This window comes from Pseudomonas putida, assembly GCF_009883635.2.
Classification (GTDB): domain Bacteria; phylum Pseudomonadota; class Gammaproteobacteria; order Pseudomonadales; family Pseudomonadaceae; genus Aquipseudomonas; species Aquipseudomonas putida_W.
In genome coordinates, this window is sequence record NZ_CP026115.2 from 5,448,416 (window position 1) to 5,460,691 (window position 12,276).

Here is a 12,276-nt window from a genome sequence, read left to right on the forward strand (position 1 = left end):
AACCTGGGGCCGCAGAGCGGCCCCGATTCTCAAGGGTTGACCTGATAGCCACGCCCCTGCAGGCACCCGCTGTAGGCGCTGGCATGCGCCGAACTTTGTGCCTCGCCCTGGTTGCGCCGGTCCTGGCGGCGCTCCTGGCGTTGCCGCGAGGCGCCTACCGCAGCACCGGCTGCAGCCCCTTGGCCAGCGCGGTTCTGCCGGTATTGCTGCTTGGCATCGTCGCCGACCCGGTCATACACCTCGTCATGCTGATTGCCCCGCACCTGGGCGCCAACCGCACCGGCTGCGGCGCCAGCCGCCGCGCCCTTGACCCTGCCGCCGACATGGCTGCCAGAAGTACTGCTGCTGGCGTTGTTCGCGGCGTTGGTCGCCACGGTGTTGCAGTCGTTGATGTCCAGCTGCATCTGCTGGCTGCTCTGGCCCTTGAGCGGCACCACCGACTGGGCCTGGGCTGCAGACGCCGCGCACAGCAGCATCAGCAGGTAACTCCACGTGAACGTACGCATCGCACACCTCCACCGGACGGGAATCGCATCTCACAGCATAGCTGGGTACTGCGCTCAATGAGCCGTACGCAGCGGTACCTCGCGCAGCAGCCAGGACAAGGCAAAGGCCACACAGGTAATCACCGCTGCCACCAGAAACACCCCATGCATGGCCCCCGAGAATGCCTCCAGATACGCCTGCTGCATCGGCGCCGCCAAGGCATGCACCGCCGTCGGCGAGAGGCTCGCGGCACCGCCACTGCTGGCCGCGAAATCGCTCGGCAGGCCATCGAGCAGCGCATGGGAAAACAGCGCGCCAAACACCGACACCCCTACCGAGCCGCCAATCGAACGGAACAGCGTGGCCCCGGAAGTCGCCACGCCCATGTGGCGCCGTTCGACGCTGTTCTGCACCGCCAGGATCAGTACCTGCATCACCATGCCCAGGCCTGCGCCAAGCAGCCCCATGTACAGGTTCATCCGCCACATCGGCGTGTCCAGCTCCAGGCGGCTGAGCAGTCCCAGGGCGAGCACCTGCAGCAGCGTGCCAACGATCGGGAACACCCGGTAGCGCCCCCAGCGGCTGATCAGCCGCCCGGTAATCGCCGACACCACCAGCAAGCCACCCATCAACGGCAGCATCTGCAGGCCGGCGCTGGTGGGCGAGGCGTCCTTGACCACCTGCATGTACAGCGGCAGGAAGGTCACCGAGCCGAACAGCGACACACCGACAATCAGCCCGATCAACCCGGCCAGCACGAAGGTGCGGTGGCGGAACAGGTGCAGCGGCATGATCGGTTCGGCCGCACGGCGTTGTTCGAACACGAAGCCGACCAGGCCGATGACGGCGAACAGCGCCAGGCACAGCACATCCAGCGAGGCCCAGGGCAGCAAGCTGCCACCCAGGCTGGTGATCAGCACCAGCGCGCCCAAGGTGATGGTGAGGAAGAACGCACCGATGTAGTCGACCACATGCTTGACCGGGGCCACGTGCGGGCGGAACACGCTGCCGATCACCACGACGGCCAGCAGGCCCAGCGGCAGGTTGATGAAGAAGATCCAGTGCCATGACAGGTGTTCGACCAGAAACCCGCCGATCAACGGGCCAACCACGGTGGCCAGGCCGAACACGCCACCGAACAGGCCTTGGTAGCGGCCCCGTTCGGCGGGTGGAATGACGTCGCCGATGGCCGCCATGGCCACCACCATCAGGCCGCCGCCGCCCAGGCCTTGCAGGGTGCGGAACAGGATCAGCTGGATCATGTCCTGGGCCAGCCCGCACAGCACCGAGCCGAGCAGGAACAAGGCAATGGCGATCTGCAGGACGCGCTTGCGCCCGTAGAGGTCGCCGAACTTGCCATACAGCGGCACGACCACGGTGGAAGCCAGCAGATACGCCGTGACCACCCAGGACAGCCAGCGCAACCCGCCGAGGTCGCTGACGATGGTCGGCAGCGCGGTGGAGACGATGGTCTGGTCCAGTGCGGCGAGGAACATCACCAGCATCAGGGCGCCGAGCAGCAGCGGGATGGAGGCCTGTGTGCCCGGTTCGGCCTGTACGGGGGAGGGCGCGTCAGCGGATGTCGGTTGCATGCAGTTGCCTTGAGCCTGTGGGTGCGATTGAGCGTCCATGTGCGGTCAGCAGCCTTTGCCGTTGGCGTGCTGGCGGCCGGCTTCCTGCAGGCCGGCCAGGGCGAAGCTGAACAACTGGGCAGACACGTCTTCGGCCGGCATGCCGAGGATTTCGTGGAGGGTCCCGGTGGACCCGCGCGGGCCGATCAACAGCATCGCCCAGGGTGCGGTGACACAAAGGATGCAGCGGGTCAGGGCCGGGTCGTTCTGGGGGATGGCGGTGATCTCGCTGAACAGGCCCTTGAGCAGCGACAGCTTCAGCGGTGCCTCGGCTTGCATGTGGGCCTGGCCGTGCGGGCTGGGCGCGAGGATTTCCGCAGCCAGCACGCGCAGGTGCCAGTTGTCGCGGCGTTGCGTGGCCTTGCGCACGACCAGTTCGACCAGTGCCCGCAACTTTTCCGCCGCCGGTTGCTCGCCGAGGGTGATCCGCTGCAGGTCGCTGATGTCCAGGAAGCGCCGCCGTGCTTCGTCGAGCACGGCCAGGTACAGGCCATTGCGGCTGCCGAAGTGGTAGTTGATCGAGGCGAGGTCTACCTCGGCCTTGGCGGCGACGGCCTTGTTGCTGGCCTCGGCATAACCCACGGCGGCGAACAGTTCGCCAGCGGCCTGGAGGATGCGTGTGCGGGTGGCTTCGCCGTCCTTGCGCGGTTCGCGGGGTGTGGTGGCCATGATGTGATGCTCTCGATTCAGTGTTATGACACCGAGCGTGATCGTGTTTTAAATTAAATTCAATTTAAATTTAATTATCGCGACCGCCCTGCGACAGACGGTGTCGCTGCGTTGCACCCGGATGGCGCACGCCGCTAGGGGGAGAACCCCGAGTTGTGGTATACAACTCGGGAACTGACACCACCTTCGCTGGCACCCGGATGCGTCGCGGCGGGTTGGTGATTTCTTTGCACCTGCTCCTTTTACTGTGAAACGGAGATTCGAAGATGACCGCCACCGACCGTCTGAGCCTGCTGCAGTATGAGCACCTGGGCCTGGACGATGCTGCCGCTGCCGAGTTCAAGGTGGCGCTGGAGGAACTGCGCAAACTGGCGCTGGAAGACCGCTACGAGCATCCAGCAGCCCTGCACCTGGGGGATATCGCCGACGCCGAGAACCGTCAGGAGCTGGCTGAAACCAAAGGCTGGGGTATCGGCTTCCTGCAGGGCCTGGCTTGTGCCAAGGCGTTGTCGCCCGAACAGCTGGAGGCCATGCGCACGGTGTTCCAGGCGGCCGCAGAGCGCGCCGTGAAGCGCATGTGCAGGTGATCCAGGATCATTCGATCAGCAGGCTTGCCTGATCCAGAAGGCCGGGGATCGATGTAAAGCATCGGTTTCCGGCCTTTCTTCTATTACTGCCATTGGATCCGCGGTGCGCCCTCAGGCTCCGTAACGCAACTTTCCCGTCTACGCTTGCTCATGTCGACGCTCGGCCCTGCGTCAATCAACGGCTGACTGCACGCATAGAGACTTGCATCCGGGAATTCCGCATGAGCCAGACCGAGCCCCTGATCATCTGCGAATATTGCGATGCTGTGTATCGGCGCACACCCCTGCAGCGCCACCAACGTGCCCTCTGCCCGCGCTGCGCGGGTGTCCTTTACCGGCATGGCAGCCTGACCATCCAGCAACGCCTGGCCCTGAGTGTCACGGGCGGTGTATTGCTGCTGTTGGCCAACCTTTATCCGGTGATGACCATCGGCATGCAAGGGTTGAGCAATTCCGCCACCCTGTGGGATTCGGTGCTGATCCTCAGCAGTGGCAGCATCACCTTCATCGCCCTGGTCATGGCGCTGGCGATCATCTTTGCGCCGGTGTTGCAAATCACCTTGCTGTGCTGGTTGCTGAGCTTTGCCCTGGCCGGGCGCAGGGCGCCAGGGTTTGCCGTGAGCATGCGCTGCCTGGAAGGCCTGCGCCCTTGGAGCATGCTGGAAGTCTGCCTGCTCGGCGCGTTGGTGGCGGTCATCAAGCTGGCCGGCCTGCTCGATGTCATTCCAGGTATCGGCTTGATCGCCCTGGCCGCCCTGAGCATGCTCATCATCTATATTGCCGGCCGCGATATTCGCGACCTTTGGGAGCAGGTATGAGCACGCCCGTATTGGCCGATGACCTCGGCCTGTGCCTGTGCCACGGCTGCGGGCTGGCATGCGAACTGGGCAAGGCCCACACCTGCCCGCGCTGCGGTGCACCCTTGCACCGGCGCAAGGCCAACCCCATCAACCGTGGCTGGGCCTTTTTGCTGGCCGCGTTGGTGTTCTACGTCCCCGCCAATCTGTTGCCGGTGATGCACACCGAAATGCTCGGCAGTGGCAGCGACAGCACTATCGGTGGCGGCGTGCTGGAGTTCTGGGAGGCAGGCGCCTGGGACATCGCCCTGATCATCTTCATTGCCAGTATCGGCGTGCCGGCGATCAAGTTCTGTTCCCTTGGCCTGCTGCTGTTCACTGCCCAGCGCCGCTCCAGCTGGGCACAACGGCAGCGCTCGCAACTCTATCGTGGCGTCGAACTGATCGGTTACTGGTCGATGCTCGATGTCATCGTCGTCGCACTGGTGGCCGCGCTGGTGCAGCTGCGCGGCCTGGGCACCATCGAACCGCGCCCGGGCATCCTGTTTTTCGGCATGGTCGTGGTACTGACCATGTTTTCGGCAATGAGCTTCGACCCACGCTTGATCTGGGATCACCCTGGCAATGATGGAGGTCGCACTGATGGCGCAAGCGAGTGACGCGCGAAACGGGGCAGGGCAGGCAGAGGTACGTACCCGGCGCTGGAATATCTCACTGGTGTGGATCGTGCCTATCCTGGCGATTCTGGTCGGGGCTTCGCTGGTGGTGCGCAACTGGCTGCAGGAAGGGCCGGTGATTTCGATTTCCTTTCGCTCCGGTGAAGGGCTGGTGGCGCACAAGACGCAGGTCAAGTACCGCAGCGTGGTGATTGGCGAAGTGACCACCGTGGACCTGGCGGAGGACCACAACAGCGTCATCGTCAAGGTGCAGCTGGCCAATGATGCGCGTTCGTTCGCCACCGAGGGGGCGCGCTTCTGGGTGGTACGCCCACGGATTGGCGCGGGCGGGGTGTCCGGCGTCGATACCTTGCTGTCTGGCAGCTTCATTGGTGCCGATGCCGGTGAGTCGAAAGCCTCGGAAAAGAACTTCACCGGCCTGGAGCTGCCGCCTGCGATCACCTATGGCGAGAAGGGCAAGCGTTTCCTGCTCAGTGCCGAAGACCTCGGCTCGCTGGATATCGGCGCGGCCATCTATTACCGCAAGATCCCGGTGGGTGAAGTGGTGTCCTATGGCTTGCAGGACGATGGCAAGGGCGTCGAGATCGGCATCTTCGTGCAGTCGCCCTACGACAACTTCGTCACAGGCGACACCCGATTCTGGAATGCCAGCGGTGTCGACATGCAGATCGGCGCCAATGGCCTGAAGGTCGATACCGAGTCGTTGTCGTCCATCCTGATCGGCGGGCTGGCCTTTGGTTCTCCCGACTTTACCGCGGATGTTCAGCCGGCAGCGGACCAGACGCACTTCCAGCTGTTTGCCGATCGTGATGCGGCACTGGCACCGCCACACGGCAAGGGGCAGTACCTGCAGCTGCGCTTCGACCAGTCCATGCGCGGGCTGTCAGTGGGCGCTCCGGTAGAGTTCAAGGGCGTGGAGTTTGGCCGGGTCACTTCGATCAAACTGGATTACGACCCGGTGAAACAGATCTTCCCGGTGGTGGTGGATGCGGTGATCTACCCGCAGCGGCTCGGCCCGGTGCATCAGAAGATGCTGGCGGTGTTCAAGCACACCGAGGGTGACCTCAACGGCGCACGGCAGCTGATCGGCACCTTCGTCGAGCATGGCCTGCGGGCGCAGGCGCGCAGTGGCAACCTGATCACCGGGCAGATGTTCATCTCCCTGGACTTCTACCCGGGCGCCCCCAAGGTCGCGTTCGACAGGGAGGCTAACCCAATCGTCATTCCTACAATGCCCGGCAGCCTGGAGATGCTGCAGGAGCAGTTGCAGCATTTCGTCGAGCGCATCGGCAAGTTGCCGCTGGAAAGCATTGCCAGCAACCTCGATGGCACCTTGCGTGACCTGCGTGCCAACCTCAAGACATTCAACGGCCAGACGTTGCCTGGGGTGAAAGCCACCCTCGACGACATGCAGAAGACCTTGAAAACGGCCAATGCGACCATTGCCGACGATTCGCCGGAGCGCGAACGGCTGGGCGAAACACTGGACGAACTGGAGCGCATGTCGCGTTCGCTGCGTGACCTGACCGACTACCTGGGGCGCCACCCCGAGTCGCTGATTCAAGGCCGGCCGAAGGCAGCCGGGGCGCAAGACTTGAGACCTTGAAAGTGAAAGGCCAAAGGAGTGTCAGCTGATGCATCGAGTGCGCAACCTGTGTGGGGCCAGCCTGCTGATCTGGCTGAGCGGCTGCAGCAGTACCCCGAACAACTACCATACCCTGGTTCCGGCGCAGCCGGTGCAAGGCGGTGGCCAGCACGTGCAGGTGAGCCGGGTCAGCCTGCCGCCGCAAGTGGACCGCCCGCAACTGGTGGTGCGTCAGGGCAGCAGCGGCCTCGCCATCCTGGAAACGGAGTGGTGGGGCGCCAACCTGGTGGATGAGTTTCGCAGTGCCCTGCAGGACATGCTGGGCGGCCCGGCGCCCGGCACCAGCAGTGTGTTGAGGGTGGATGTGCAGCGCTTCGACAGCGTGCCCGGCCAATACGCCTCGCTCGATACCCTGTGGCGTCTGAAGCGTCCAGGCGAGCCCGAAATTACCTGCCGGACGTCGGTCCAGACCGCCGCCGACAACAGCATCAACAACCTGGTCAACGCCCATCAGGCCAACCTGCGCAAGCTGGCCGAGGCCGTGCGGGCAGCGGCGGCGCCAGGCAGGTCCTGCCCAAGCTCATGAAGCGGGTAAACCAGGGTACGGGGAGCCCGCATGAAGTTACGCACGAGATTGCTCTGGCTGTTCGTACCGCCGCTGCTGCTGGTGTTGTCGCTCGTCTACTTCGCGGCCCAGGGCATGCTGCTGGCGCGGCTGGACAAGCAGGACGAGCGGCTGCTGGTGGCCGAGGCCGAGCGCCTGCGCGCCTTGCTGGGCAACAGCTTCGAGCGTGACGCCAACCGCCTGCGACAATGGGCGCAGGCAGTTCCGGGGGCGGTGCCGTCGGCGTTCCCGCTCGATGCCGCCACGCTGGGCCGTAGTGGCTTCGATTTCATCCTTTACTTCGCCAATGGTGAGCAGCGGGTGAGCTGGCGGCCACTGGACCTGGCGTCGCTGGAGCGCCCGGCCGGAGCGCCGGCACTGAACCTGAAGGCGCTGCATGACGGCGTCGCCCAACAACTGGCGCGCCTGCTGCAGCCTCAGGATGTGGCGCCGCCAGCGCAATTGCTGGCCGTGCTCAGGGTGCCGCTGATTCTGGTGGCCGTGGATACTGCGCGCAGCGGCGACAGGGCCAGCGGTGTGCTGCTGGCGGGAACATTCCTGGACAGCAAGCGCATCGCCATGCTGCAACAGCAGTTGGGCGGTGAACTCACCTGGCTGCCATCGGCCACCGAGCAGCAGCGGCCGGTGCTGCAGGCCGAACTGATGAGCATTGGCAATCGTGAGGTGGTCGATGCCCGCCACCAGAGCATCGACCTGCTGTTCCAGGACAGTCTTGGCGAGCCGCAGCTGCGCCTGCAACTGACCCGCGAGCGCCATCTGTACCTGGAGGGCGAGCAGCAACTCAATGTGTTCCTCGGCGCGACGGGGGGGCTTATTGGTCTGGCCTGGTTGCTGATCTACCTCGCGCTGGACGTGACTTTGCTGCGGCGTATTGCACGCTTGCATCAGGAACTTCTGGCCATTGGCCCGACGGCGGCAGGGCGGCGCCTGACCGACGACGGGCGCGATGAGCTGGGCAAGCTGGCGCGCGAAGCGAACCGTGCGCTGGACCGCCTGGAGCAAAGCGAAGCGCGCGATCGGGCGATTCTCGACGCCATGGAAGACGGCTATTTCGAACTCGACGAGCTGGCCAGGATCGAGTCGGTCAACCCGGCTTTCTGCAGGCTGCTCGGTTACCCGGCGGCGCAGGTGATCGGGCGAACCGTTGCTTCTCTGCAGGAAGACCATGAGGCCAGCGCGGCAACGGAACCGGCAATCGCCGAGACCGAGCCCGGGGCGCCGCTCTCGGCCCGGCTGCGGCGCGCCGACGGCAGCATCGGCCACTTCGAGACCCAGATCTCCAGGCGGCACAATGCCGGGGGCCGTCTGATCGGCTATCGCGGCATCCTGCACGACGTCAGCGAGCATGTGCTTCATCAACAGCAACTGTTCGACCTGGCCTATCATGATGCCTTGACCGGGCTGGGCAATCGCAAGGCGTTCCATGAGGACCTTGCCCGGCACCTGAATGGCGATAGCCTGCCGCTGGCGCTGATCTTTCTCGATCTTGACCGCTTCAAGCAGGTCAATGACCGCTTTGGCCACGATATCGGCGATGCCTTGCTGGTATGCATGGCCGAGCGCCTGGGCAATGCGCTGCGTCAACCGGCCAAGGCCTATCGCCTGGGGGGCGACGAGTTCACCGTGATCGTCCCGATGACCGAGTTCCAGGCAGCCAATGCGCTGGCCCAGCGCTTGCTCAAGGTGCTGGGCGAGCCGGTCAGTGTCAGGGGGCTGAGCATCGACTTCGTTACACCAAGCATCGGCCTTGCCCTCGCGCCTGCCCATGCCAGCGAGGTGGACGCACTGGTCAAGGCCGCCGATCAGGCGATGTATGAAGCCAAGCGCCTGCGTGGGCGGGTCAGCGTTTTCCAGCCCGGCGACTAAGTGTCGCGTAATGCGCAAATGGCGCACGAAAGGCTGGCGCACGGCCAATCCTGGGCCAGACTGTTGGAAGCACGCGGCCATCGATGCCGCCGTGGCCCACGGGATGTGGCAGCTTTCGCGACCACACCTGGCCGCTGAATGTCACAGCTTCCGAGGGGTGTAGATGATCGTGCGCTGTCGTTGCCGGTCTTTGCTGCTGTCGCTCTTCATGCTGCTGCCGCCTGAACTTGCGGTGGCAGAGGCGTTGTGCGGCCAGCTGACTGCTACCGGCAACCCGGAGTATCCACCGTATCTTTGGCGTGACCCGAACAATCCTGAACGGTTGATCGGGGCCAATGCCGACCTGCTCGATGAAGTGGGCAAGGCGCTTGGGCTGGACGTGAAGGTGGTGTACGGCGGGCCCTGGTCAAGGGCGCAGGAGGAGGTGCGCACCGGGCGTATCGACCTGATGGCGGGGTACTTCCTGACCCACGAGCGCCAGCAGCGGATGGACTTCGTCAGCCCGGCGTTCCTGCATGTGCGCAGCGTGGTCTGGGTCCGTCAGGATGGCGGGTTTCCCTACCACGACTGGGCAGACCTCAAGGGCCACAACGGCGGGACGCTGGTCAGCAACAGCCACGGCCAGCAGTTCGACGACTACGCCAGGGCAAACCTGCAGCTCGAAGCGGTGCCCAGCGCCAGGCAGGCGTTCGAGAAGCTGCTGCTCAAACGCAATGACTACCTGATCTATGAGCAGTACCCCGGCATGGCCCTGGCGGGAACGCAGGGTTGGGATACGCAGCTGAAGGTGCTCGACCCGCCGGTGGCCAGCGAGGGGCTGTACCTGGCGCTGTCGCATCAATCGAAGTGCAACCGTCCAGAGCTGCGCGAGAGGCTGGCGCAAAAAATGAAAGAGCTGGTTGCCGGGCCGGTGCCCGAGCAGCTGGTCGAGAAGAACCTGGAGTTGTGGCGGCGGCAGCAGGTGGGAGGGAAGCCTTGAGGGGGGCGGCTAGCCATCAACCTCCAGCGCCCGCTTGGCTTCGCTGACATTGACTGCACCGGGCAAGGCGACACCGTTCTTGGTCGCCAGGATCTCGGCCATGACGCTGACGGCAATCTCCGCCGGCGTCTTGCTGCCGATGTAGATGCCAATCGGCCCGTGCAGGCGCTGCAGTGAGGCCTCGCTTTCGCCGAAATGCTCGATCAGGCGCTCCCGGCGCGACTGGCTGTTGCGCCGCGAACCGATCACGCCGATGTAGAACGCCGGGCTGTGCAAGGCTTCGAGCAGGGCCAGGTCGTCCAGTTTGGGGTCGTGGCTGAGGCCGACGATACAGCTGCGCAGGTCCGGGTCGAACGCACGCACCACGTCATCCGGCATGCCGACGATTTTCTCCACGCCAGCCACGTTCCAGCCATCCATGTATTCCGGCCGTGGGTCACAGACTGCCACCTTGAAGCCATTGAACAGGGCCATGGTCGCCAGGTACTCGGCCAGCACCCCGGCACCGATCAGCAGCATGCGATAACCCGGCCCCATGGTGTTGAGCATGTGCCGGCCATCGAAGCCGAACTGCACCGGTGCGCGGGTGGTGGTCAGCTGTACCTGGCCGCTATCCAGGTCCAGCTCGCGGCGTACCAGATTACCGCTGTCCAGCAATGGCAGAAGTTGCTCCAGGCTTGCCAGCGCCGGGTCGAACTCCAGGATCAGCTCAAGGGTGCCGCCGCACGGCAGGCCGAAGCGTTGTGCTTCATCGGCGCTGACGCCGTAGCGCACCACCTGCGGCAGGCCCGTTGGCATGCCGTCGCCCTGGTAGGCCGTGGTGTAGCGGTGAATGAGGTCGTCTTCGATGCAGCCGCCAGAGACGCTGCCGACCACCCGGCCATCGCCGCGCAGGGCCATCATCGAACCGACCGGCCGTGGCGACGAGCCCCAGGTGCGGGCGACGGTGGCCAGCAGCACGCGCTCGCCAGCCAGGAGCCAGTCACGGGCGGTGCGCAAGACCAACAGGTCGATGCTTTCCATGGGCCGTGCCTCCTCAGCGCATATGCAGGATGATCGGGCTGCTGCTGGCCGGGTCGGTGTGCCCGCGCAGCTTGCCCACCGCCTGTGCATCCACCGCGCCGCCCGCGTTGCCCCAGGTGCTGCGCACGAAGCTCAGCACAGCGGCAATCTCCTGGTCCGACAGCTGCTCGCGGAACGCCGGCATGCGGTAGGCATCCGGCACGCCGGCGGCGACGATGCGTTGCGAGCCATTGAGGGTGATGTTGATCGCCGAGGCGTTTTCCCTGGCCAATGCCGAGGTGGCACCGGCCAGCGGAGGCATCCACTCGGCCTGGCCCTTGCCGTCCAGGCCATGGCAGCTGGCGCAGCGGGTGACATAGGTGTGAGCGCCAGGGCTGTCCAGGCGCGTGGCTGCAGAAACTGCCTGGTACTGCCAGGGCGTACCGTCTCGCTGTGGGTCACCGGGCAGCGATTTTAGGTAGTGGGCGATGGCGCCCAGGTCGTCATCGTGCATGAACTGCGTGGAATTGTTGAACGCCTCGGTCATCGACCCATACACCACCGCATGCCGGTTGCGCCCGGTCTTGAGGAACTGGACGATCTCGTCCTCGCTCCAGCGGCCGAGCCCGGTGTTGTGGTCGCCACGCAGGCTGGGCGCATACCAGCCATCGAGCAGGGCACCGGCGAGGAACGGCTTACCCGCTTCATCCAGGGCCTTCTCGTTGAAGGCCAGGCCCCGTGGCGTGTGGCAGCTGCCGCAGTGGCCAGGCCCCTGGACGATATACGCGCCGCGGTTCCACAGTGCGTCCTGCCCTGACTTGGCAGCGTAAGGCGTGTCGGCGGCGAACACGCCGTTCCACAAGGCGATGGGCCAGCGCAGGTTCAGCGGCCAGGGAATATCGCTGGGGATGTTCGCCTGTGGTACCGGCTGCACACCCTTCATGAAGAAGGCGTACAGCGCCTTGACATCGTCGTCACTGAGCTTGGCGTACGAAGGGTAGGGCATGGCCGGGTACAAGCGCCGGCCACCCGGTGCGACGCCATGGCGCACAGCGCGGTCGAAGTCGGCCAGGCTGTAGTTGCCGATGCCGGTTTCGCGGTCGGGGGTCACGTTGGTGGCGTGGATCGTGCCCAGCGGCGTCGCCATTGCCAGGCCCCCGGAAAACGGCTTGCCGTCGGGCAGGCTGTGGCAGGCCACGCAGTCGCTGAGCCGGGCGACATATTCGCCACGGCTGACCAGCGCGGGGTCAACACGTTCGGTGCTGAAAGGCGAGGCGGGCTCGCGGGTCACGTACCAGGCCAGCAGGCCGGCCGCGACCAGGCACGGCACGGCCAACCAGCCCGCGGTTCGGGCGAAACGGCTGTGGGTCAT

12 protein-coding genes are annotated in these 12,276 nt (G+C 65.0%); 7 read left to right on the top strand and 5 right to left on the bottom strand.

The window, feature by feature from the left end; translation table 11 throughout:
- Window positions 1–29: 29 nt before the first annotated feature.
- Genes C2H86_RS24795 through C2H86_RS24805 form a run of 3 tightly spaced genes read right to left on the bottom strand, consistent with a single transcriptional unit; the run spans window position 30 to window position 2,786 of the window.
- Window positions 30–506, bottom strand: coding sequence for a YMGG-like glycine zipper-containing protein (locus tag C2H86_RS24795; protein ID WP_159410299.1), 477 nt, complete (start codon window positions 504–506; stop codon window positions 30–32).
- 54 nt (window positions 507–560) lie between these two features.
- Complete coding sequence (locus C2H86_RS24800) at window positions 561–2,078, bottom strand: MDR family MFS transporter (RefSeq protein ID WP_159410300.1); 1,518 nt, start codon at window positions 2,076–2,078, stop codon at window positions 561–563.
- 45 nt (window positions 2,079–2,123) lie between these two features.
- Window positions 2,124–2,786, bottom strand: coding sequence for a TetR/AcrR family transcriptional regulator (locus C2H86_RS24805; RefSeq protein ID WP_159410301.1), 663 nt, complete (start codon window positions 2,784–2,786; stop codon window positions 2,124–2,126).
- 266 nt (window positions 2,787–3,052) lie between these two features.
- Between C2H86_RS24805 and C2H86_RS24810 the strand changes: the two genes are divergently transcribed.
- The 7 genes from C2H86_RS24810 to C2H86_RS24840 all read left to right on the top strand — a co-directional run bounded on the left by C2H86_RS24810 (window position 3,053) and on the right by C2H86_RS24840 (window position 9,902).
- Window positions 3,053–3,373 carry a hypothetical protein gene (locus C2H86_RS24810; protein WP_159410302.1) on the top strand — a complete coding sequence of 107 codons (321 nt, stop codon included), beginning with the start codon at window positions 3,053–3,055 and terminating at the stop codon, window positions 3,371–3,373.
- A gap of 221 nt (window positions 3,374–3,594) precedes the next feature.
- Window positions 3,595–4,191 (top strand): paraquat-inducible protein A, encoded by a 597-nt coding sequence (locus tag C2H86_RS24815; RefSeq protein WP_159410303.1) that lies wholly within the window; start codon window positions 3,595–3,597, stop codon window positions 4,189–4,191.
- The gene (locus tag C2H86_RS24820) at window positions 4,188–4,829 is read left to right on the top strand and encodes a paraquat-inducible protein A (RefSeq protein ID WP_159410304.1); all 642 of its coding nucleotides are present in this window, start codon (window positions 4,188–4,190) and stop codon (window positions 4,827–4,829) included. Before C2H86_RS24815 ends, C2H86_RS24820 begins: the two co-directional genes overlap by 4 nt.
- Window positions 4,813–6,453, top strand: a complete 1,641-nt coding sequence (locus C2H86_RS24825) for an intermembrane transport protein PqiB (protein ID WP_159410305.1) — start codon at window positions 4,813–4,815, stop codon at window positions 6,451–6,453. The genes C2H86_RS24820 and C2H86_RS24825 overlap by 17 nt, the downstream gene beginning before the upstream one ends.
- Before the next feature lie 28 nt (window positions 6,454–6,481).
- Window positions 6,482–7,018: a PqiC family protein gene (locus C2H86_RS24830; RefSeq protein WP_159410306.1), complete on the top strand. Its 537-nt coding sequence runs from the start codon at window positions 6,482–6,484 to the stop codon at window positions 7,016–7,018.
- 30 nt (window positions 7,019–7,048) lie between these two features.
- A complete protein-coding gene (locus C2H86_RS24835) occupies window positions 7,049–8,923 on the top strand; it encodes a diguanylate cyclase domain-containing protein (RefSeq protein WP_159410307.1) in 1,875 nt (624 codons plus the stop codon).
- A gap of 163 nt (window positions 8,924–9,086) precedes the next feature.
- Window positions 9,087–9,902 (top strand): substrate-binding periplasmic protein, encoded by an 816-nt coding sequence (locus C2H86_RS24840; RefSeq protein WP_159410308.1) that lies wholly within the window; start codon window positions 9,087–9,089, stop codon window positions 9,900–9,902.
- Window positions 9,903–9,911: 9 nt separating this feature from the next.
- Here C2H86_RS24840 and C2H86_RS24845 read toward each other — a convergent pair whose 3' ends face one another.
- Both C2H86_RS24845 and C2H86_RS24850 read right to left on the bottom strand, forming a co-directional pair.
- Window positions 9,912–10,925, bottom strand: coding sequence for an XdhC family protein (locus C2H86_RS24845; RefSeq protein WP_159410309.1), 1,014 nt, complete (start codon window positions 10,923–10,925; stop codon window positions 9,912–9,914).
- 13 nt (window positions 10,926–10,938) lie between these two features.
- Complete coding sequence (locus C2H86_RS24850) at window positions 10,939–12,276, bottom strand: c-type cytochrome (RefSeq protein ID WP_159410310.1); 1,338 nt, start codon at window positions 12,274–12,276, stop codon at window positions 10,939–10,941.